Below are 24,543 nucleotides of genomic sequence, written 5' to 3'. Positions count from 1 at the left end.
TTGTTAAAAAATTTAGTTAAAAACGAAATATGCGTCTAAAACCAACTAATGGTAATAACAAGAACGCTAACCAAGACATACTCGCTGAACTTCTTTCATAAACTTCAGCTTCTGGCGGTGCACAATTTTCAATTGAACCATTCTCAAGTGGTGTTAATTTAACTGCAACAGCTACACTTTCAAATTCTATATTGCCATTTACATCGGTAACTATTCCGCCGAGTGTATCACGCTTTTCTACGGTTTTGGTTGCAACACCAAAAACTTCGTTATTCTCATTAATAACATTCGCTTCTACGACCGTATATGGATAATCAGTCTCACCGTCTGTTTCATAACAAGGTAAAAGATCATTTAAATTGGTTATTTTGTCTTCACCAATTTTATAAATAAATGCAGCTTTGTCGCGTGAACTGTCCGATCCACCTAACTCGCTCTCACCCACAATGTAACCTTGATTATTTATATCGTTAGCAGTCGAGTTTGCAGCTAAAAAGAAGTTTGTAGGGTAAACCGTGTTGCCTGTGGCGATATCATGATAAAAGAATTTTCTTATCCGAGTGTTTTCAACTATTCGAGTTGCATAACCAGCAATGATATTATCATCATTTATTGCTGAAGAAATTCCAGTTTGACTAGAGTCATTTTCTTGCTCAATAAAGGTAACAACCTCTCCATCTTTGAAGTACACAGGCATTGTAACGAATATATTATCATTATTTTTATAACGTGTATGTGAAGAGCCTACTGCAGTACCATTCGCATTTACTGAAAAAGCCGTACTGGTAAATGTGTCCTCTTCTATTTCATCTTCATCAGGAGTTAAAGCTAAACCAAGTTCTTCTACAGAAGTAATATTAAGGGAGGCGTCCAACTGCCATTTCACTGCTCGCTTGTTAAAAATCCCACCAAGAAAATTACTATTTAATAGGTTAATACAAGAAGAAACAGGTTCATCTTCGCCATCGCAGTTCTCATCAATATCTTCTAATCTATCGAAATTAATATCCGTTGATATATTACCTACAACAATATACCCATTATTAGTTTTGACAATATCATTGGCTCGGCTTGTACCGCCGTATTCATTGAACTCAGGTACAAGAGGCACTTCTGTACCATTAGCACCTATTACAATGCCTCGTTCTATAAAATCATGGGTAAACCAAATTTCAGCATCGTCTTCACCATCGGGCGTAAAAGAGACTTTATCATAAGGCGCACTGCCCCATCCGACTGAAACACCGTCTTCACTCACTGCATTGTAAACATTAAAGGTAGAGCGTGTTAAACCATCATAGTCTACTGAGGCAATATCAAAAAGAGGCTGTTCAACTACTCCATTTTCACTAAATCTAATACCGGTAAACGAATTTAGTTTTTGATATTCAAAATTAGTCGATAAACCAGACAAAAACCTAACCATAAAATTGTGTGCATCAGGATTAGTGGAAGCTGCATTATTATTTTCAATATCATCAAGTGTAAAAGTTATTACCTTATCACTCAGTTCAAAAATTGAAACTTCATTATCATATGCATTTTCTATAAGGTTATCAGTAAAATCTATATAGCTAATATCAATTGGTAAATTATATAATCCGTTTGTTAAACCAATTATGTGTCCACTCTCACTTGCATCAGTAACATAAGAAAACTTCGCATTATCAGGAGTCCCTAATTCACTTAATTGGTATGTTGCACTAATAGCTGATGTACTCAATGTTGCTAAGATACTGGCAGCGAGTAATTTATATTTCATTTTAGTCCTTACTACTGATTCTGTAATTCTTCAAGTTCTTCCCATCGCTCAAAAGCGGCTTCAAGGTCAGACTCAAGTTGTGCTAAATGGTTCAATGCTTTGGTTGTTATGTCACTGTCTTGTTTAAAAAAGTCAGGATCGCCTACCACGTTTTGTTGAGCTTCTACGTCAGCTTCAAGTTGCTCCATTTTATTCGGCAACTGTTCTAATTCAAGTTTTAATTTGTAAGATAGCTTATTCGTTTTAGCGGCTGGCTTTGCAACTGGGGTCGGTTGCTTTTCTACTTTTTTTACACTTGGTTTAACCGTTTGTTTTTCTTGTTCTGCTAAATAACTTACATAGGCTTCATAGTCACTATAACCACCGACTATATCTGTTACTTTGCCGTTTCCTTCAAACGCCCACACACTAGAACACGTATTATCAATAAATTCACGGTCATGGCTTACAATAATTACGGTGCCTTGATATTGATTGATAATGTCTTCTAACAGCTCAAGTGTTTCAATGTCTAAATCATTTGTTGGCTCATCCAACACCAGAATATTCGATGGTTTTAAAAAAAGCTTAGCAAGTAATAATCGATTTTTCTCGCCGCCCGATAAAGCTTTAACTGGTGTTCTCGCTCGTGCAGGTGGAAACAAAAAGTCTTGTAAATAACCTAATACATGACGAGAGCGGCCGCCCATCATCACTTCTTGTTTTCCTTCGGCAACATTGTCTTGAACCGTTGCTTCTTCGTCTAATTTTTCACGGTATTGGTCAAAGTAAGCAAACTCTAAGTTAACACCCTGCTTAGTTTCCCCGCTGTCAGGTGCTAAATCACCAAACATAAGTTTTAATAGTGTCGTTTTACCTACACCATTAGGTCCAACTAATCCAATACGATCGCCACGCATTACTAAGGTAGAAAAATCGCTTACAATAGTTTTTTCTTTAAAAGCATGAGATAAATGTTTCGCTTCAAAAACTAACTTTCCTGAGCGGTCTGCAGTCTCAATATTAAAATCTGTTTTACCAACTTGATCAACCCGTTGCTTGCGCTCATTACGTAATTGTTTTAATTCACGTACACGACCTTCATTACGAGTTCTTCGGGCTTTTACGCCCTGACGGATCCACGCTTCTTCTTCAGCTAATCGTTTATCAAATAATGCGTTTTGGCTTTCCTCTACCTTTAAATCATGCGCTTTTTGTTCTAGATAAGTGGCGTAGTCACCTGGGTATGAAATAAGTTTGCCGCGATCTAAATCTAAAATACGCGTAGCAATTGCACGAATAAACGCACGATCGTGAGATATAAATACAATCCCACCTTTAAAGTCTTTTAAAAACTGCTCTAACCACATCACACTTGTCATATCTAAGTGGTTTGTTGGTTCGTCTAATAGCAACAAGTCTGGCTCACTAACTAATGCACGTGCCAGTGCAACTTTACGTAACCACCCACCTGACAGCGATTCAAGTTTTGCATCGGGTGTGAGCTCAAGCTTTGTTAAAACGAGTTGAATGCGGCTATCAAAGCGCCAGCCATCCGCAGCTTCTAATTTATTCGATAAACGCTCAAGTTTATTTAATAATTGATCAGTACATTCAGTTTGAAGCTCATTACTAACATGATGATAATCAATAAGTAAATTAGCTATATCTGGCATACCTTGCGCAACGTAATCAAATACAGTACCGCTGGCCCCTTTTGGCGGGTCTTGTTCAAGACGAGATATTTTTAAACCACCTAACTGGTTTATTTCGCCATCATCTAAAATTACTTGGCCGTCTAACACTTTTAACAGTGTCGACTTACCTGCGCCGTTTCGACCAACAATACATACTCGCTCGCCACTTTCAATAACAGCCTCTGCGTTATTAAGTAACGCATGTGTACCAAAGGCGAGTTGGGCTTTTGAAATTCTTATTAAATCCATAATTCTACTATGCTCTTAATCTGCCAGTGCTAAAAAGATTTGCACTTGTTCTGCAGTAAAAGGCCAAAAAAGTTGTTGGCCATGTTCATTTTCTAAAACAGGAATACTTACCTGGTACTGCGCAATAAGTTGCTTGTCAGTCATTATGTCTGTTAAAAGTAAACTTTTTTCACTCGTTAATAACGGTGTTATTAACGAATGAGCTTGTTCACATAAATGGCAACCTTCCGTATGGTATAACGTCCATTTAGCCATGGGTAATTAACCAGCTGTTATGAATTTTTTTATTACGCTTAAAGTCTGGTGACAGTGTTTTGTCAGAAATATTAACGGCTTTTAAACCCAAGCCAATCAAGCCAACTTCATCCATAACGAAACCGCGTTTATTGTTAGAAAAAATCAATGTGCCAGACGGGCTAAGAATTTTTTTAACCCAAGTGAGTAATTTGATGTGATCGCTTTGCACATCAAACGCATCTTTCATTCGCTTTGAGTTTGAGAATGTAGGCGGATCAAGGAAGATTAAATCATATTGCGCAGTCGCATGTTCTAACCACTTAAGACAGTCTGCTTGTTCAAAACGGTAACGCGTATTGCTGATATTATTTAAATCAAAGTTATCTTGCCCCCATTTTAAATAGGTTTTGGATAAATCGACTGTGGTAATAGCCTTTGCACCACCAAGGGCTGCATGGACTGATGCACTACCCGTGTAGGCAAATAAATTTAAAAAACGTTTGTCTTTAGCATTTTCTTGGATGTAACGGCGCACTAAACGATGATCTAAAAACAACCCGGTATCTAAGTAGTCAAATAAATTAACTTTAAACTTTGCACCAAACTCTTCAACAACCATGGTTCTATTTTGCTTAGCCATAGGTGTGTACTGCTCTTCACCTTTTTGCTTTTTACGGACTTTTACAGCTATGTTTTCAGGTGCAATATTTAATTGTTGCGCTGTTAAGCTAATTACGTCTTGAAGGCGTTTATCGGATACTTTTTCATCTATTTCTTTCGGTGCAGCATACTCAAAAATTACAGCACTGTCGTTGTAAACGTCAACTGCTACATTATATTCCGGAATATCAGCATCATAAACACGATAAGCATCTACTTTATTTTGCTTTAACCAATTTTTGAGGCCTTGTTTATTTTTTTTCAGACGATTAGCAAATGACATTGAACCTTCATAATTAAGGGCTTTTTTATCATCCGTAGTCAAACTGACTTGCTTATCATCTAGTTGATATAAATTAAGCTCAACATCTAAAGGACCATTTTTAAATTTATAACGTTTTAATTTAACCAGCTTTAAAAGTTTAAATAAACTTTCATCCATGCCCAATAACGCCAGTTTCCAATGATTAAAATGCTTTTTAAAGCCAACACCTAAGTTGCGGTGTAAATTAACTAACTCAGCCATAGAGCCAATACGTTCGCCATAGGGTAAATTTGAAATAACTACACCAGGTAATTTAGCCACTGCGGTTAACTTTGTCGCATCGCTTTGTTTAAATTTAATTATGTCATCAAGCTCTGCACGTTTTGCGTTATCAATGGCTTTACCTAGTACCTGAGCATCGTAGTCGTGGCCTATTAACCATAATTTTGGATCTGTAATATTTTCGAACAACTCTTCTTTTAATGCGTTGAATTTTGCCACTCTAAAACTAGGTAAACGCTCAAAAGCAAACCCTTCACGAAATAGCCCTGGCGCCTCATTACGCGCCATACCAGCAGCTTCTATTAAAATAGTACCCGCACCACAACATGGGTCAAACAAAGGTTGCTTTACATTATCAAGCCATCCACTGCGCTTAATAATTGCCGCCGCTAAATGTTCTTTTATTGGCGCTTTACCTTGTCCTTGACGATATCCACGTTCAGATAGTCTTGGTCCTGAATAATCAATGTAAAGAGAAACACCGTGTCGATTTAAACGCGCAACAACACGAACATTGGCATCCTGTTTATCAACATTAGGACGCTGCTCGTACAAGTCATTAAAATAGTCAACAATTGCGTCTTTAATGACTAAACCTGAAAACTGTGTATTTTTTAATGAATCATTAGTACCGTTAAAATCTACAGCGAATGTTTGGGTTGGGCCAAACCATTCTTGCCAAGGTTGAAAACGAGCAAATTTATACAAGCTATCTTTATCATTAACGCCTTCTTTTTCTTCGATAAGCATAAGCACACGAGTAGCAAAACGGCTTGATAAACAAACCTTTTGCGCCAGTAATGAGTCAGCCTCAAAACGAACAGAACCAACAGTTTGCTTAGACACAGCAGCGCCAAGTTCTGTTAACTCATCAACCAATAAATTTTCGATTCCGATAGAAGTAAGTGCGATAAATTGCAAAGTAGTAACCCTTAATAGCTAATTGCGCAGGATTATACCATAGGTTGAGGGACAAACACGCCATAACGCATGCTTAATAACGTAAATTTGATTAGGCGGTTTTAAATTTAAACTGCTGGGTTAAGATGGGATGAACGCGGTTGTTTAAAATTTTTATAACTTCAAACTGAGCAAGAGATAAATTTTCGTCTAGCTGAAAGTTCTCGCTTAAGTTTAAGCAAACTGACGCATCGCTGCAATGATCGACGATTAGAAAGTCCCCAGATTGCGCCTTAGAAACTAATTTAACGACAGCTTCAACACTGGGTTGAGTGCCTGTATATTCGTTAAAAAACCAGCTTTTAGCTAACACTGGTTTTAAATGAAATTTTACAGCGGTGGCATTGAGCGCTATCTGACAAACTTGCACACTAGACCAGATTTCAAACTCATCTAAGTAATTATAAACTTGTTCGTAAAAAGCGGCATCTTCTAAACTAAAATTTGGGTTTTTGATAACTAAATCTGTTAACTGCCTTATTTTGTAAGGTGTGCAAAGTTGCATTTCGTCGTTCAAATCAAGTAATAAACGATTTTTATTAGGACAAGCAATCCACTGCCATTGCTTTGACGCTTGTAACATATGCTCCTCCTTGTGGGCTTTATTAAAAATGGTATAAGTTCAAAGTATAACCGCTTTTGACCATTTTATATATAATTGCTTAGAACATTTATCTAACGATCAAAAGCTTAGATAACTGATCCTTATAAGCCATTAACGATCGATTTTACCAATTCAGGGCCTTTATAAATAAAACCGGTATAAACCTGAACTAAACTAGCGCCCGCGTTGAGTTTCTCTTTAGCTGATTTAGCATCGTCAATTCCCCCTACGCCAATGATAGGTAATTCGCCTTTTGTTAATCGCTTTAATTCACTCACTACTTCTGTAGAACGCATTCTTACAGGGTGTCCAGATAAACCACCGGCCTCGTCTGCATACTGTTGGCCAATAACATCACCCCGTTCCAGTGTTGTATTAGTTGCAATTACCCCGTCTATTTTATTATTTAGTAGTGATTCACTCACCTGCTCTATTTGAATAGGATCAAGATCTGGCGCAATTTTAACAAGCATTGGAACCTGCTTATTATGTTTTGAAATTAAATCTAGTTGCTCATTTTTCAGGCTTTGCAATAAATCATCCAGTGCTGCACCGTATTGTAAATCTCTTAGGCCCGGTGTATTTGGTGAAGAAATATTTACGGTAATATAAGAAGCATGCTCAAAAACTTTTCTCATACAGTGTATATAATCGTCCTTACCTTGCTCATTAGGCGTATCTTTATTTTTACCAATATTAATACCTAAAATACCGTTGTATTTTGCTGCTTTTACGTTAGCAACAAGGTTGTCAACGCCTTTATTATTAAAGCCCATACGATTAATAATAGCGTTTGATTCTGGTAATCGAAATATACGAGGCTTGTCGTTACCTGCTTGCGGACGAGGTGTAACTGTGCCCACTTCAATAAAACCAAAACCCATTTGGCTAAATGCATCTATACAGTCTGCATTTTTATCTAAACCTGCAGCTAATCCAACCGGATTCTTGAATTCAAGACCTAAAAAGTTAACCGGCTTGTCTGCTACAGATTGCGACCATGCAGCGCTCAATGGTGTGTTAGCGAAACGACTAAGGTTGTTAAGAGCAAATTCATGTGCCCACTCCGCATCACGGGTAAACATAAAACGGCGAGCTAAATCGTAAAACATGAATATATTCCTCTTTAAATAACAGACAAAAAAATACCTCAGACAAGGCTGAGGTATTATATAACATTTTTAATAATTAGCTTATTACTTAGTTAATAAATAATAAGTTAACTTACTAGTTTATTTGGCTGGTGTATCGCAATTGTGACTTAATAACATTAATTCACGCAATGCCACAGAAAACTTAGCAAAGTCATGACTTTGTGATGTTTTAAATTCAGCCAGCATTTGCTTCCAACGAGTAAGTAGTAACTCTTGCTTATCCATCCACTCATCAATTTGATAATCAACGTCTTTCTCATCTGCTTCAAAGCTGTTTAATACAACCTGTGCGAGTGTACGTTGTTGCCAATCAAGCTCTTCTCGATAAGATGAACGTGCCAACGCCTGCCAATGGTTAGCTACTGGTTGGTTGGTTATTTGATCTAAGAACCAATGTAAGCCCATTCTTGCACCAAGCTTGAAGTAAGTATTCGACACCATAGCAATGCCTCTACGTGAATTATTAGCAATTTCTGCTAAGTCCATCACCGAGAACAAGCTAGATAACGACACTATACGCTTAGCAATATCTACTGGTACGCCACTGTCAGTTAACTTAGCCGCAGCTTGATCTATGCGAGCACTTTCCTTTTCAACAATGTATGTGGTCAAGTTATCACTCAAATCACTAAATGTTGGTGAGAAGTACTCAATCCCTTGTTCAATTGTTTGCGATTTATTGCGATGACGCAAGAACCAGCGTGTTGCTCTACGAACAGTTCTACGGAGTTGGTAAAGCATTTCTGTTTGTACTGCCGCAGGTATTTTATTATCTAATGCGCTAATTGATGACCAGGTATCACGCATTTCAAAAATTTCACTGGCAATTGAGTAACACATTGCAATTTCTGCTTCGCTTGCACCTGTTTCTTCATGCATGCGAACCATGAAATTTAAGCCCATGTCGTTAACAATATTATTAGCAAGCTTGGTTGCTATAATTTCTTTACGAAGTGGGTGATTGTTCATTGCATCATTAAATTTCTCACGTAATGGACGTGGGAATGATTTAACCAGTAACTGACGATAATATGGATTCTCAGTAATATCATCTGTAACAAGCGAATCTTTTAACACCATTTTAGCGTAAGAAACTAACACTGAAAGCTCAGGGCGTGTTAGGTCTTTACCTGATGCAGCTCGCTCTGCTAGTTCTTCATCGCTCGGAATAAACTCTATAGCACGGTCTAATTTGCCATCTTTCTCAAGGGCATGAATAAAGCGGATTTTCTCTTTAAGCGTCGATGTACCACGAGATTGAGTAATCGAAAGCGTGTGCGTTTGACGATAGCAGTCTTTTAATACCAATTCTGATACTTCATCAGTCATAGAGTATAAAAGCTCATCACGCTGCTTAAGTGTTAAATCACCTTCAGCAACTAAACCATTTAGAAGAATTTTAATATTTACTTCATTATCTGAACAAGCAACACCGCCAACGTTATCAATAAAGTCAGTATTAACGCGTCCACCTTGTTCAGCAAATTCTATGCGTCCAAGTTGCGTAGCACCTAAGTTACCACCCTCACCAAGTACTTTAGCACCCAGTTCTTTACCGTTTATACGCAGCGCGTCGTTAGCACGGTCGCCTACGTCAGCATCTGTCTCTTTTGTGTGCTTGATATATGTACCAATACCGCCATTCCAGAGTAAATCAAACTCCATCATTAATGATGCTTTCATTAACTCGTTAGGCGTCATGCTTGCTTTTTTAGTACCCAACATTTTTTTCATTTCTGGGCTAAGGGTAATCGATTTCGCTGCACGAGAGAAAATACCACCGCCAGCAGAAATAAGATCTTTATTATAGTCTTCCCACGAAGAGCGAGGCATATTAAATAAGCGTTCACGCTCTACATACGACTTAGCGGCGTCTGGATTAGGATCAACAAATATATGCATATGGTTAAATGCAACTTGTAAGCGAATGTGCTTAGACAGCAACATACCATTACCAAATACATCTCCAGCCATATCGCCAATAGCAACCACTGTAAAATCAGTTGTTTGACAGTCAATGTCCATCTCACGGAAATGACGTTTAACAGACTCCCACGCACCTTTTGCTGTTATACCCATTTTTTTATGGTCGTAACCTACTGACCCACCTGATGCAAAGGCATCACCAAGCCAAAAGTTGTATTCATTCGCAATACCGTTAGCAATGTCAGAAAACGTTGCCGTTCCTTTATCGGCTGCAACTACCAAGTAAGCATCATCTTCATCATGACGAACAACGTCGGTTGCAGGGACTACTTCACCACGAGCAATATTATCAGTGATGTCTAATAAACCTCTGATAAAGATTTTATAACACTCTTGGCCTTCTTTAATGAAAGCCTCACGCTCTGATGGAAGCTGTTTACAAACAAATCCGCCTTTAGAGCCAACGGGTACAATTACGGTATTTTTAACTTGTTGTGCTTTAACTAAGCCTAATACTTCAGTTCGGAAGTCTTCACGACGATCTGACCAACGTAAGCCACCACGAGCAACCTTACCAAAGCGTAAGTGAACACCTTCAACACGAGGCGAATATACAAATATTTCAAAAGCAGGTAACGGTAACGGTACGTCAGGTATTAAACGTGGTTGAATTTTAAATGACACATAAGATTTAAATTGGTTTTGAGCGTCTTTTTGATAGTAATTAGTACGAAGCGTAGCCACAATCATATCAACGTACAAACGTATGATACGGTCATCATCAAGGTTAGCTACATTTTCCAGCTCAAGATAGATTTGCGCTATTAACTTGTCCAGCGTTTTAGCACTTGCAGGGTTTTTAATAGAAAATCGTTTCGCAAATAAGTTAACAATTTGCGACGCAATATGAGGGTAGTTTGCAAACGTACTTTCAATATATGTTTGAGAGAAAGTAACACCAATTTGGCGCATATATTTAGCGTAAGCACGCAATATAGATGCTTCACGACCCGTTAAACCGCCCATTAGTACTAAACGGTTAAAACCATCATTTTCTAAACGGTTATTCCATACATTAGTTAAAGCTGCGCGAAAACGTGCAGACACCTTATCAAAATCATCCATTCCTTTGCTATCAATCAGCATAGAGAAATCCATGATCCAATTAATTCGGCCATCACTTGTTTTAACTGAATACGGTGTTTCACCAATAACACGTAAACCAAAGTTTTCTAACATTGGCATTACATCTGACAAATGAATTGGCTCGTCTTTATGGAATAAGCTCAAGCGCACAATATTGGTATTCGCCTCTTCTTGAGGGCGATAAAAAAGCATCTCAAGTTTATTTTCTTCACTCAATAGCTCTAGCTTTTCAATATCGACTACTGCCGCACTCGGTAACACTTCATCTTTGTAAGAACGCGCAAATGCACTACAGTATTTGCGATTTAAGTCATTACCACGCGCTTCGCCTGCAGACTCTAGAAGCGCTGATTGTAGTTTGTCTTCCCAAGTACGGGCTGCTTCGATTAAATTGTTTTCGATGTCTTTCACGTTATATTCGATATTGTTGTCGGTCACACGAACAGTGTAATGAGTACGTGCTAGTGTTGACTCAGAGAAATAAGTTGTAAATTCGACTTTTTCGTCGGAATTAAATGCATTGCCTAGTATATCTTGAGTTTCGCGGCGCAGAGCTGTGTTATATCGCTCACGCGGAACATAAACCATGCAAGAAAAGAATCGGCCATAGGCATCTTTACGCACAAATAAGCGACACATATCTCGCTCTTGTACTTGTAATACACCCGTTGCAACTTCAAGTAACTCATTCTCGCGTGCTTGAACTAATTCATCACGAGGGTACGTTTCGAGAATATTCAATACAGCTTTATAGGCATGCGTCCCTTTAGCAAAATCACACATGTCCATTATGCGAGTAATTTTACTTTTTAAAACAGGGACGTCGGCTGCGCTATTATTATAAAAATTAGATGAAAACAGGCCTATAAAGCGATCTTCGCCAATTACATTTCCTTCATCATCAAAACGTTTAATTCCCACGTAATCAATATAAGCTGGACGATGTACGCGAGACTGAGAATTTGTTTTAGTCAATATGAGTAGATTACTACTGCGGGCTTCTTGTCGTGCTACTTCTGGCAGCTCAGACAATAATCGAGTGTGCTCTTCTGTTGAATTTTTTAACAAGCCCAGACTTGTATCCATTTTACCTTTTAGCTGGTAGTCACCTTGTACTGGACTTAACTCGTATTGTCGGTAACCCATGAGGGTAAAATTGTCGCTAACTAGCCAATCTAAAAACTCAACAGTTTCTGCTACCTCGCTCTTGTTTTTACCGTGGCGGCGTTTTGGTAGTTCTTTACTAACCTCAATTAACTTTTTGCGAATCGGTTGCCAATCTTCTACAGCAACTGATACATCAACCAGTACAGACTCGAGTTCTTGTTTAAAAGACTCAATAGCAGAGGAATCTGTTTGACGGTCAATTTCTATAAAAAAAACTGTTTTTGTTGATGTAGATTCTTGCTCTGCTTTTAAGTTAGATAAACCAGAAATCTTCGAGCTCTCGTCGCGTTGAATTTTAAGAGGGCTATGAAGTAGTAAGTGAGAGGCGATATTTTCGCGTGTCATGGCCATCCGAACAGAATCAACCAAAAACGGCATGTCTTTAGCAATAATTTCTACGATGGTATGTGATGACTGCCAGCCATCCTTTGCCACTTCTGGATTGAAAACGCGAATAACGGCGTCGTCGGTAGTGTTTTTTTCTAGCGAATTCCAAAGGCTGAGTGCAGCGCCGTATAAGTCACTGTCGTTTCGATTTGCCAAATCCTCTTTAGACATATTGCTGTACAAGGCTTTGGCGAATTTTTCAACGAGTAACACATTATCAGCGTGAACTTTTTTCTGGATAAGCTTACAGACATTATCTAGGATAACCGAGGCTTGGCCTTCATTTCGTGTCATTGTATGTTCCTTAATCTATTACTGCTCAAGAGCAGGAATTTGTACAGCCATTTATTAGTGTGGAGTCAGATAAATTCTAACCCTTTTACAGCTAATAAACAGCTTTTTCGATGAAAACATTTCAAGCTTTTCAGCTATTTGGTCATCTATTCACAAATTATAGATATAAATGGCCAATAGTGGCCATTTAGGAGCAATATTATTCACATTATTTTTTCTGGTCGGTCCACAGAAGACTACCAATTGCAGGTAATAACAGGACTGCGCCTAACATATTTACTAAAAACATGAAGGTAAGGAGTATTCCCATATCAACTTGGAATTTCAAATCTGAAAAAATCCATGTACTTACACCAATGGCAAGCGTGATACCAGTAAATAGTACTGCGCTTCCACGTTCAATGAGTGCATTGCGATAGGCAATCGACAACGGCACATTTTGTTTAAGTTGCCCCATCATTGACGATAATATATAAATACCGTAATCCACACCAATACCAACACCCAAAGCAATAACAGGTAGTGTTGAAACTGTTAAGCCAATTTCTAGCTGCACCATTAAAGCTTGTGCAAGTGTTGATACAATATAAAGCGGTAGCACAACAGCAATGGTCGCTTTGACACTTCTAAAACTTAATAAACACAATGCAATTACAGCACCGTATACATAAAGCATCATCGGTATTTGAGCTTCTGAAACAGATTCATTCGTAGCAGCCATAACACCAACTGGGCCAGATGCTAATTTAAATGCAAGTTTATCTGTCCCTTCCTCATTTGCGAACTGTTTTACGCTAGCAATAACACGATCAATAGTTTGCGCTTTATGATCATCTAAAAAGATAATGACAGGCATAACAGAACAATCACCGTTTAGTAAACCGGTACTTGTTTCCACCCGAGAAGTAGATTGCACTAATGTAGCTGAATTACGAGGCAAACTCTGCCATTTTAAATTACCTTCGTTGTAACCCGCATTAACAGACTGGGCAACTGAGCTTAAACTAACTGCAGATTGAACACCGTCAACATTTTCAACTTTATATTGAAAACGGCTAATACGTTCCATTACATCATGCTCTGTACATGCTGCTGGGTAAGCTTCAACTATTACCTTTAAAATATCTGATGAAATTGTATATTTGTCCGATATTAAAAAAGTATCCTGGTTATAACGTGCATCTTGATGAAGTGACGGCGCACCCGCATGTAAATCACCAATACGCATTTTATCCGCTTGCCAGTAACCCAGCGCAAACAAAACAAGCGTAAAGCCAATAATGAGTTTAGCTACTTTAGGATCGGTTGCTTTTACCAATAAATCCCTAATTTTATCAAGCATATTTGGTTTGTTAGCATCACCTGATTGAATATGAATGCTATTTTCAAACTGCATGTATGATGCCCAAACAGGCAACAAAATTAGATTTGTAAAAATAATTACTGCAACACCTAAGCTGGCAGTAATTGCAAGCTCTCGGATGATACCTATATCAATCGTCAACAGAGTTAAAAAACCAACAGTGTCTGATAGAAGCGCAATACCACCGGGAATCAAAAGCGCTCTAAAACTCGACTGGCAACAAATACGAGTACTTTTTCCCTCGCTTACTTTTTTACCAATGGCATTAATCATTTGCACACCATGGCTTACACCAATAGCAAATACTAAAAATGGGACTAATATCGACATTGGATCAAGACCAAAGCCAAGGCTTGAAAGTAAGCCCAACTGCCATGCAACTGCAATAATCGAGCATGCGATAGGTAAAATTGTGAGCTTTAAACTACCGCAAAACAACCAAACCATAATAAAAGTAAAGGCAATGGCAATGGCAAAAAATAACACAACACCTTTAGCCCCTTCTGCAATATCACCGGCCATTTTTGCAAAGCCAATAATATGAATACTCACCTTATCAGTGCTCAAAGGCTCTCTTAACTCTGTTTCGAGCTTTTCTGCAAAGGCTAAGGTATCAAGTTTTTCTTGTGTTTGTGGATCAGTTTCTAATAACTGAGCTGTTACCATTGCACACGAATAGTCGCTGGCAATCATACGACCAACAACTTTTGCTTTTTCTATATTTTCTTTTACAACGGCTAAACCACGTTCGTTTGCTTTAAAGTTTGCAGGAATAATTGGACCACCTGCAAAACCGTCTTCAACTACTTCTACAAATCGGGCACTAGGAGCAAATATAGAGTTTACAAGTGGCCTGTTAACACCCGGTATAAAGTAAAGCTGATCATGAACTGCTTTTAATTGAGTAAAAAATTCTGGATTGAATATATTACCACTGTCATCACACACAGAAATTAAAATGCTATTCGCACCACCAAACTGCTTCTCATGCTTGGTATACACTTTCATGTATTCGTGATTTAGGGGGATATTTTTATTAAATGAAGCATCAAGTTGAATATGCGTAGCTTTAAAAATAAGTAAACAAGTAATAATTGCAAAACTTATAAGCACAACCAAGCGATGTCTGAATATCGCTTTTTCTATAAAATCTAAAATAGTATGCATTAAGGGGTCAACTCCTTCACTTTAATGCCATCTTCAGTAGCCATAACCAATTTATTATTTTTAATTACACCATCAAGTATCGCTTTACCGTCGGCAAGTTGCTCATGAGTTAATAACTCATCTTGTAAGTGAAAAATCACCCCACTGTTTGCTAACATTAACCACTGCTCGTCATTGTAATTAATAATGCTATTTATAGTAGCGGCTTTAGTGCTATCAAGGTGAAGCCATTCTTTTTCATCGCGCTGCTTGCTGTATACATTACCTCTAAGCCCAGCAACCACCTCTTGGTTATTATCTGAATTAAATGCGAAGAAAGAGCCTGGGTATATTTCTTCAAGACGCTGCCACGTGTTGCCGTTATCCGTGCTTCGAGCTAATAAACCCATCTCACCAACAAGTATTAAGCCATCTTCGGTTTTTTCAATTCGATTAAAATGTGGTAAAATTGATGCTGTTTCTGCTTCGTAACCCTCGGGATCATTTTCTTTTAAGTCATTTAAGTACTCTCTGTCTTCACTGAACAACAAAGAATCTAAAAATCGCTTTTCCCATTGTTTTCCACCATCGGTCGTATGGTAAAACATGCCATACGCACCCACTGCAAAACCTTCTAATTGATCTTTAAATAAAATGTCTAAACATGGCTTATCTAAAGAAGGTTTAGCCTGTTGTAATTGCCAATTATTCCCCCCATCAACGGTGTTAATAATTGTTGCATCATGCCCACATGCCCAACCGTTGTTTTCATCACTAAAATCGACAGCGGTCAACAATACTTGCGTAGGTACTAATTTTGCTTGTTGCCAAGTTTCGCCATTTACACTTTTTATTACTGTGCCATGCTTACCTACAGCAACTAATTCATTACCTGTATTGATAATATCTGTTAATAGTGTTTTTTGTGCATTAGGCGCACTAATTGCGTTTTTTGGTGTATCTTGAGCAAAACTTGCACTGCTTATAATCAGGCTGGCACATACCAAATACTTCATAAATTTTAATCGCCTTGAACTGAAAGGAGTGTTTGTCTTTGTAAACGAGGAAAGTTTTTTGCGTTGAAAGACAAACGCGATGAGAAAGGAAAAAGGCACCTAACTTGCGACTAGGTGCCTACTTTTAACTTATCTACCTGCGCGGCGTAATGCGCTAGATGTAAACTCGTTATCATTAAATGATTTTGAGAAATCGTACATTTTTTCTTGATTATCTAAACCAATAGCTAAGTAACGACGTGAATTCAAATCATGATAAACCTCTAAAGTACTCCACTGAGTAGGTACTTCATAGTAGTTAAGACCATAGGCCATTGCTACACGGTAAAGTTGGTCACGGTTATCATAAATATCAGTCACCGTTACCTGCCAGCTATCTTCATCTATATAAAACACACGTTTTTTATAAATGTGACGAGTATCATCTTTAAGGTTAGCCTCTACTACCCAAACACGGTGTTTTTCATAACGTGTGTGCTCAGGATTTATATGACCTGGTTTTAAAATATCATCGTACTCAAGCTTGTCACTGTGAAGTTTGTAGCTATTATATGGAACATAAAGTTCTTGCTTACCTTTGAGTGTCCAATTATAGCGATTTGGCGAGCCATTAAACATGTCAAAGTCATCAGTAGTACGTAAGCTATCTGCTGCTGTACCCGGTGCATCATAGGCGACATTTGGTGCACGACGAACACGGCGTTGGCCAGAGTTATATGTCCATGCTTGGCGAGGCGTTAATATTTGGTCCATCGTTTCATGTACCAATAAGGCTGTTCCTGCAAGGCGAGCTGGCTGAGTAACGCTTTGTTTAAATTTAAACAAAATGTTTGAGTCTTGAAGCTCAGCAGGTGTAGCACTTGGATCAGAGTATTTAACAAGTAGTTGTTCATCAAAACCAACATAGTTGTAAGAACCTGATGCTGTAGGTGCTGCTTGACCACCAAAACGCTCAATTGACTCACCTCTAAAGCGAAGTAAATGGTTCCAAATTGCTTCTAAACCTGTTTTAGGAATTGGAAATGGAATGCCAATGGCTGTGTTCTTAATCCCATTACCGCCTTCAATCAATTCAGCAGTAGGTGCAAACTCTTTGGTTGCATCATAAACAAATTGAGGGTAAGACGCTGATCGGCGTGTTTCATACACTGGCATTTTAAACGTGTCAGGGTAAGCCTCAAATAAAGCAATCTGACCCGGGCTCAGGTTTGCCTTGTATTTATCGATGTTTGTTTTGTCAATTGTAAAAAGTACTTTGTCACTTGAGAAAGGGTCAAGGTGATGCATACCCGCTTCGTAACCTGTTGGAGCAGCAGTAATGCCGTTATTCCACGCAGGAATAGAGCCGTCAGCGTTACCCGCTTTCTCAGCGCCCATAGGAGTTAGGTCTTGACCTAAACGTGCAACTTCTTCAGCTGATAGTTTTGCTAAAGCAGCATTACTTGCAAACAAGCTAGCAAAAGCTGCTGCAATGAGGGTAGGTTTTTTAAGCATAATAATGTTACCCCTAAATAGAATATTTTAAGTTAAAAGAAACGTAATCGCGGTCTGAGAAGGTATTTACACCACCACCGCCCCAAAATGAGTTGTAGCTTACATCAAGTGACCACGCATTTTGGTAGTTAAAGTTCATAGTAGCACCTAGTGACTTACGATCTTCAATGAACAAGAACATAGGATCAGGTGTATTACCATTTACGTCATGTGAAAATACAAAACGAGGTGAAAAGTTGATACCGTTGTAAAGGTTGAAATAGTCACCCTTCGCAATTAGTCGATAACCCCAAGATGAGCCAGTGGCAAACGACTTTTCTTCAGGACCATTTGAAAGACCTAAATGCAACGTTGAGTAATCTGTTGTACCTGGGCCAGTGATAACACCACTTCGACCAGTACCTGACACATTTAAACGCATTTCATCGTAATCTGGCATATCGTGAATTTTAACGGCGCCCACTTCACCTACCACAGCCCAACTGTCAGCTCCTAATGACGGGCCAAATAAATGCGTTGCAGTAAACTGAATTTGTGACGTATCACGTTCAATATAACCTTTTGCAACTTCACCTGGACCTACAGAACTGATTGCATCACCAATACTCATTTGCGAAATACCGGCAAAATCAGGACGAATACCAGCAACGGCTAGCTGTTCAGGCATTGCTGTGTAAAGTAATTCTACATCATCAATTTGCAGAGGCTCGTCTTGTCTAAAAGCAAATTCACCTGCAAACGCAGTCTCGCCAATAGTCGTATTAAAGCTCACACCATAAAGTTTTATATCTTCAGGGTATTCATTCTCAGCTTTAGAAAATGCAACTAAGTCAGCAACATTATCATCAGTGATTTCTGTTGTAGAAATCATTGCTAAGTCTTGTGCAATGGCAGCTTGAGAAAAATTAGATACACGCCCTGAAATAAGCGGACGACGGCTGTGGTAATTTACGTGGTAAAGCGCAATTTCAGTGTCATTCCACTCGGGTAAAAATATGCCTAATCGTAAACCATATTGACCACCATCATCTGGTTCAGTTTTACCGTTACTACCTTTACCTTTAAGTGCAACCTTGGTTGGGTGCGCTAGGTACATATTAGCTAGTAGAGCTTGGCCTTCTGCACTTGCAGGATCAATACCCTGAGCCGCAGCAACTTGAGCAAATGTAGCTGTTAAGTTATTCAGGCTATCCGTTAAAAATGCAACATCAATATCTGGGTTTGATGTAAAACCTAACTGTACATTTTGTTGGTAACCATTTTCTGCTGCAAAGTCATTGGTAGAAAAGTAAGTTCCCGCAGCTGGCAAGCGAGTCTCATGCCATTGGTATTGGTAAAAACCCTCAAGGGTAATGTTATCTGTAATGCCCAATGATGCCCAAAGCATGCCTACTGGGATAAATGCTTCTTTGAGCTCTGCGCCTGGCGCTTTCAATCTATCAATATCTACAGGGTTCACATTTATACCATGAGATATAAGTGTACTTTCACCCCAGTTAACTACTTGTTGGCCAAGTCGGACTGATAATGGGTTTTTGCCTTCGTTTAAATCAAAGTCAGCCCAAACAAACGCGTCTAATAAGCGAATATCTGCACAGCTTTGTTTTTTAGTGTCTTTATCATCACAAGGATCAACGCTTTGGCCTGATGTAGGATTTGCGTAGGCAAAGTCACCATCCATTAGAGCAAAATCATAAAAATACATAAAGCGAGTGAATAGACCGTAGTTGTCTTTGTTTATTGAAAGATCATGTGTACCTTTCAATAATTTTGAAAACGAATCACCGCTGTCAAAATTAAGGTCACCAGCATCACCATTATTAGAGTAAGAGCCAGGCTGAGCCCAAACATCTTGCGAAGAATAAATAGTATTTACAGCAGGATTGTAACCTGTCCAATTAAATGCGGGGTTGTTGCTTTTACCTATTAAACCAAAGTCTCTGTCTTCTACACGAATACTCTGGCCGTACGAAAATGTAGAATCGAAGGTTATGTCAAAGCCTCCGGCGTCAAATGTTACAGCCTGTGAACTTGCTGTAGTTAAAGCTAAACTAGCGGCTGCTAAACCTATAGCGATTTTGTTTTTAACAAAAAGCGATCTTCTTATCATTGTGGTTCCCCCCTGTCGCGGGTCATATTGTGTGATCAAGTTATTGTTTTTAGTGTAATCGTAACGATAGAAGCGAATTGTATAAATTACAAATAGTCGCATTCAATCTGTCATATATATAGTGTGTCAGCTGACGTTTACGTATTGGTAAGACGTCATACCAGATAATTTATACACGTTATTTAACAATAGAACAAATTGAAATTAACAAAAAGACAATATTTTTATGGTTTTATAACATAAAAATAGCGCTCTAAGCCACTCGTTCAATACGAATAAATTTATTTTCAGGGGTGAGTAACATTCTAAAACGCCCTCTTACACCCAAGCTTGTAACAAACGGTCTTAAATGATCGGCAGAAAACCGAATTGACTTCCCACCCTCTTCAACCACTTGGACAGAACTATATCGACCGTGGTAATAATCCATGCAGTCGTTATAGCTCAATCTTAAATTAAAGTAATATTCAAGCATTTAATTCAGCGCTTTTTCAACCTTCTCGAATAAGTCGTCACTTAGTCCATCTAAATTAGATAAACGTTCCAATTGCGTTTTCATAAGTGCTGAACGTGTTTTATCATAACGCTTCCAAGACATAAACGGTGTTAACATTCTTGACGCATTTTGTGGATTTATTGCATTAAGCTTAACAAGTAAATCACCTAGCAATTCATACCCTTGCCCGTCCGCACGATGAAATTGCTGAGTATTAAAGTAACTAAAGCTACCTACTAAAGCACGCACTCTATTAGGATTTGAAAAATCAAAACTTGGGTGTTCGTATAATGACTTAATGTTAATAATTGCGTCTTCACCAGTTTGCATTGCTTGAAGCGCAAACCATTTGTCCATGACAAGTACATCATGTCGCCACTGACTATCAAAGTGCGACAGTAATTCATCACAAAGCTCATGAGAAGCTTTTACCACAGCGCTAAGCGAACCCAACACATTGGTCATATTTGATGAGCTAGCAGCACGTTTAATAAATTTATCTGTTTGTTTACTTGGAACCTTTGCAAGATAATGCAGGCATATTTGCTGTAGTGAGCGCACAGCAACCGCTTCAGCACTTATGCTGCCATCGTCATGTAATAAACCAAAACATGCTGTCAGCTCATCATTAAGGCTTGTGGCAATTTGCACTTCGAACTGTGCTACAACGCGAATAATTTCATCAACAGGAATAATTTCAAATTCAGCAGCTAATGTGTCAAAGCTAGGAAGTTTTAATAGCTCAGCAATTAACGCTAAATCGCCTTGTTTTGATACGATCAACACACGCAAGGCTTCAATTATTTCGTCACTCAATTGAAATTGTATATCAGAGTTAATTGCTGTTTTTACTGCTTTTATGAACAATTGTTGTTGTGCATCCCAACGTGAAAAATCACTTCGTGCAAAACGCATGATATGCAAAAGCTCTAGCTCAGTTGTTTGTTGAGTCAAAATGCACGGTGCTGAAAAATCTTCTGATAAAACGGCAACGGGTTTGCACGTCACATTATCAAAAATATATCGCTGCTTTGTATCGGTAACATTAAGTACATTACTTACTTTTAAGCCTTTGTACTGTAGTTCGATGCTATTACCAGATTCGTCTAACAACTCAATTGCAAATGGGATATGCAAAGGTGCGTTATCTGGCTGATTAACGGGTGCATTTTGTTCTATGGTTAGTGTGTATACATTAGAAGCACTATCGTAATGCTCTATAGCATTTAAACGAGGCGTGCCTGCCTGGCTATACCAACGCTTAAATTGCTCTAAATTAACACCCGATGCGTCACTCATAGCACTGACAAAGTCATCACATGTAACAGCTTGGCCATCATGGCGTTTAAAGTAAAGGGCCATACCTTTTTGGAAGTTATCCTCACCAAGCAAGGTATGCATCATTCTTATTACTTCAGCCCCCTTGTCGTATACTGTTACAGTATAAAAGTTATTCATTTCAATAACTTTTTCAGGCCGTATAGGGTGCGCCATAGGTCCTGCGTCTTCACTAAACTGGTGAGTTCGCATTACCTTTACAGCATCAATGCGGTTGAGCGCGCGCGAACCTAGGTCACTACTAAATTCTTGATCTCTGAATACAGTTAGCCCCTCTTTAAGTGATAACTGAAACCAATCTCTGCAGGTAACACGATTACCAGTCCAGTTATGAAAGTATTCATGACCCACTATAGACTCAATGGTATGGTAATCTTTATCCGTTGCTGTTTCTTGATTTGCCAAGACACATTTACTATTGAATATGTTTAGGCCTTTATTTTCCATCGCACCCATATTAAAAAAATCTACGGCTACAATCATATATATATCAAGATCATATTCTAGGTTAAAACGCTCTTCATCCCATTGCATAGACTTTTTAAGTGATTGCATCGCATGAGGTGTTTTAGACAAATTACCCTTGTCTACAAATAAAGCTAAATCAATTTTTCGACCACTTTTTGTTGTATACGTATCCTTTGATACATCAAAATCACCGGCAACTAATGCAAACAAATAGCTAGGTTTTTTAAATGGGTCTTGCCATTTAGAAAAATGACGGCCGTCGGATCTCTTACCGGTATCAACTTGGTTACCATTAGACAACAAATGCGTGTACTTTAAATCTGCAACAATAGTCACATCAAACGTCGACAACACATCAGGGCGATCCATGTAGTAAGTTATCTTTCTAAATCCCTGTGCCTCACACTGTGTACAATATGCTCCACCAGACAAATAGAGACCTTCTAAAGACGTATTCGTCTCAGGAGATATCTCAGTCACAATACGTAATTTACAATGATCTGGTAGGTTATTAATGACTAGCTGTTCGTCAACAACACTGTAATCTGTTAGCTCAAGCGCATCTATCGATAAGGAAATTAACCGTAAATCTATGCCATCAAGTATTAGAGGTGATTGATCGTCACTAACACGTTTTAAGGTAAGTACGCTTATTACCGTTGTAGCTGTAGGCTGAAGATCAAAAGTTAGGTCTGTATGGTCAATTAAAAAATTAGGGGCTTTATAGTCTTTGAGATATTGAGCTTGAGGTGTCTTTGAGTTAATCATATTTACTCCAAAGTAGCGCCTTTATCAATAAAGGCGCTACTAAATTTAGGCAGATTGTTTCGGCTTAATACGTAAAATTTTAATACCAAGGTAAGCATATATAACAGCTAAAACGGGATTAATTAAGTTGAAGAAAGCATAAAGCGCGTAATCGAAAGGGTTTATTAAAAGTACACTTTGCATGTAAGCACCACAAGTATTCCAAGGAATAAGCGGGCTGGTAATCGTACCGCCATCCTCTAAGGTGCGAGATAAATTAACTGGCTTCAAACCACGCTTTTTATATTCGTCTTTAAACATACGTCCAGGAACCACAATAGCGATATACTGATCAGCTGCAATGAGGTTGGTGCCAATACATGTTGCAATTGTAGAGGCAATTAAAGAGCCTGTACTTTTCGCTATTTTTAAAATACTTTTTACAAAAATATCCAACAGGCCCGTTTTTTCCATAATTGCGCCAAACATTAACGCAGTCATAATTAACCAGGTAGTTGTCAACATGCCCGCCATACCGCCACCGCTAAGTAGTGAATCCATTTTGTCATCACCGGTATCGATACTAAAGCCGTCAAAAAATGTCGTCCATACCAATTTGAAATACCCAACCACTTGGCCCTGGGAAGTATCAATTTGAGAGCCTATTAGGTCAGATTGAAATAACATTGCCCAAACAGCACCAACAACAGCACCAATAGAAATGGCAGGAAAAGCAGGCATTTTTTTAATTGCTAACACTAAAAGTACAATTAAAGGAATAAGCATTTCAAAACCAATGTTGAAATTTTGCTCCAAAATTAGCGTAATTTCGTCTAAGCGCCCCGCCTCATTAGATGCCGTTGCATTAAAGCCCATAAATATAAATATAATGAGTGCAATCACAAAGCTAGGGACTGTTGTCCATAGCATATGCTGAATATGTTCAAATAAGTCAGAGCCAACCACAGCAGGTGCAAGGTTAGTTGTTTCAGAGAGTGGACTTAGTTTATCACCAAAATACGCACCCGATATAACAGCACCAGCTGTAACCGTCTGCTCTAAGCCAAGGCCAGTGGCTACACCTAACAAAGCAACACCAATTGTAGCTGCTGTGGTCCACGAGCTACCAATACTCATAGCTACAATGCCACAAATTAAACAACTTGCGGCATAAAACCAACTAGGGTTAATTACTTGCAAACCATAATAAATTAACGTTGGTACTGTGCCAGATAGCAACCAAGTACCTATCAATGCGCCTACCATCAATAAAATGAGTATAGCGCCAAGTGACAGCGTTATACCTTCTATCATGGCTTGCTCAAGCTTTTTCCAAGTATAGCCGTTTTTTAGGCCAATGAGAGCAGCTGCAAAGGTTGCAAATAAAAGTGCAATTTGGTTTGGTCCAGATGACGAATTGTCGCCAAATAAATAAACCGCGGCCCCTAACAAACAAATTAAAACTGAAATGGGAATTAATGCATCAAGGAATGAGGCGGATTTGACTGGTTTATCATCCAATGGGTTCAAGGTTGAGACTCCTACACACATACAGCGTGTTTAATTATTATTTTTAGCACTTAGTGCGTATTAACT

General features: G+C 38.5%; 14 protein-coding genes. All 14 read right to left on the bottom strand.

Annotation, left to right across the window (positions count from 1 at the left end):
- Nucleotides 1-16 precede the first annotated feature (16 nt).
- The 14 genes from AC27I2_RS14885 to nhaC all read right to left on the bottom strand — a co-directional run bounded on the left by AC27I2_RS14885 (nucleotide 17) and on the right by nhaC (nucleotide 24,477).
- Nucleotides 17-1,762, bottom strand: a complete 1,746-nt coding sequence (locus tag AC27I2_RS14885) for a DUF3466 family protein (protein WP_487204720.1) — start codon at nucleotides 1,760-1,762, stop codon at nucleotides 17-19.
- 11 nt (nucleotides 1,763-1,773) lie between these two features.
- Nucleotides 1,774-3,687 carry an ATP-binding cassette ATPase Uup gene (uup, locus tag AC27I2_RS14880; RefSeq protein ID WP_487204719.1) on the bottom strand — a complete coding sequence of 638 codons (1,914 nt, stop codon included), beginning with the start codon at nucleotides 3,685-3,687 and terminating at the stop codon, nucleotides 1,774-1,776.
- A gap of 15 nt (nucleotides 3,688-3,702) precedes the next feature.
- Entirely contained in the window at nucleotides 3,703-3,942 is a 240-nt protein-coding gene (locus AC27I2_RS14875; RefSeq protein WP_138529202.1) for a glutaredoxin family protein, read from the bottom strand.
- Nucleotides 3,935-6,052 carry a bifunctional 23S rRNA (guanine(2069)-N(7))-methyltransferase RlmK/23S rRNA (guanine(2445)-N(2))-methyltransferase RlmL gene (gene rlmKL / locus AC27I2_RS14870; protein ID WP_219421957.1) on the bottom strand — a complete coding sequence of 706 codons (2,118 nt, stop codon included), beginning with the start codon at nucleotides 6,050-6,052 and terminating at the stop codon, nucleotides 3,935-3,937. Before rlmKL ends, AC27I2_RS14875 begins: the two co-directional genes overlap by 8 nt.
- Before the next feature lie 91 nt (nucleotides 6,053-6,143).
- Nucleotides 6,144-6,674: a cell division protein ZapC gene (locus tag AC27I2_RS14865; RefSeq protein WP_487204718.1), complete on the bottom strand. Its 531-nt coding sequence runs from the start codon at nucleotides 6,672-6,674 to the stop codon at nucleotides 6,144-6,146.
- Nucleotides 6,675-6,796: 122 nt separating this feature from the next.
- Nucleotides 6,797-7,807, bottom strand: coding sequence for a quinone-dependent dihydroorotate dehydrogenase (gene pyrD, locus AC27I2_RS14860; RefSeq protein WP_058405549.1), 1,011 nt, complete (start codon nucleotides 7,805-7,807; stop codon nucleotides 6,797-6,799).
- Between the two features lie 120 nt (nucleotides 7,808-7,927).
- Nucleotides 7,928-12,769: an NAD-glutamate dehydrogenase gene (locus tag AC27I2_RS14855; RefSeq protein WP_487204717.1), complete on the bottom strand. Its 4,842-nt coding sequence runs from the start codon at nucleotides 12,767-12,769 to the stop codon at nucleotides 7,928-7,930.
- Between the two features lie 208 nt (nucleotides 12,770-12,977).
- Complete coding sequence (locus AC27I2_RS14850; protein WP_219421956.1) at nucleotides 12,978-15,299, bottom strand: efflux RND transporter permease subunit; 2,322 nt, start codon at nucleotides 15,297-15,299, stop codon at nucleotides 12,978-12,980.
- Complete coding sequence (locus tag AC27I2_RS14845; RefSeq protein WP_487204716.1) at nucleotides 15,299-16,294, bottom strand: WD40/YVTN/BNR-like repeat-containing protein; 996 nt, start codon at nucleotides 16,292-16,294, stop codon at nucleotides 15,299-15,301. Before AC27I2_RS14845 ends, AC27I2_RS14850 begins: the two co-directional genes overlap by 1 nt.
- A 129-nt stretch (nucleotides 16,295-16,423) precedes the next feature.
- A complete protein-coding gene (locus AC27I2_RS14840; protein WP_487204715.1) occupies nucleotides 16,424-17,788 on the bottom strand; it encodes a DUF1329 domain-containing protein in 1,365 nt (454 codons plus the stop codon).
- 13 nt (nucleotides 17,789-17,801) lie between these two features.
- Nucleotides 17,802-19,898 (bottom strand): DUF1302 domain-containing protein, encoded by a 2,097-nt coding sequence (locus AC27I2_RS14835; RefSeq protein WP_487204714.1) that lies wholly within the window; start codon nucleotides 19,896-19,898, stop codon nucleotides 17,802-17,804.
- A gap of 253 nt (nucleotides 19,899-20,151) precedes the next feature.
- Nucleotides 20,152-20,373, bottom strand: coding sequence for a DUF2835 domain-containing protein (locus AC27I2_RS14830; protein WP_008127316.1), 222 nt, complete (start codon nucleotides 20,371-20,373; stop codon nucleotides 20,152-20,154).
- Nucleotides 20,374-22,968, bottom strand: a complete 2,595-nt coding sequence (gene pepN / locus AC27I2_RS14825; protein WP_487204713.1) for an aminopeptidase N — start codon at nucleotides 22,966-22,968, stop codon at nucleotides 20,374-20,376.
- A gap of 45 nt (nucleotides 22,969-23,013) precedes the next feature.
- A complete protein-coding gene (nhaC, locus tag AC27I2_RS14820) occupies nucleotides 23,014-24,477 on the bottom strand; it encodes a Na+/H+ antiporter NhaC (RefSeq protein ID WP_171034606.1) in 1,464 nt (487 codons plus the stop codon).
- Nucleotides 24,478-24,543: the final 66 nt, after the last annotated feature.

This window comes from Pseudoalteromonas sp. NH0006-46, from assembly GCF_057547735.1.
The sequence above is the reverse complement of the archived record's forward strand: the minus strand, read 5'-3'. Positions and strand labels throughout refer to the sequence as shown.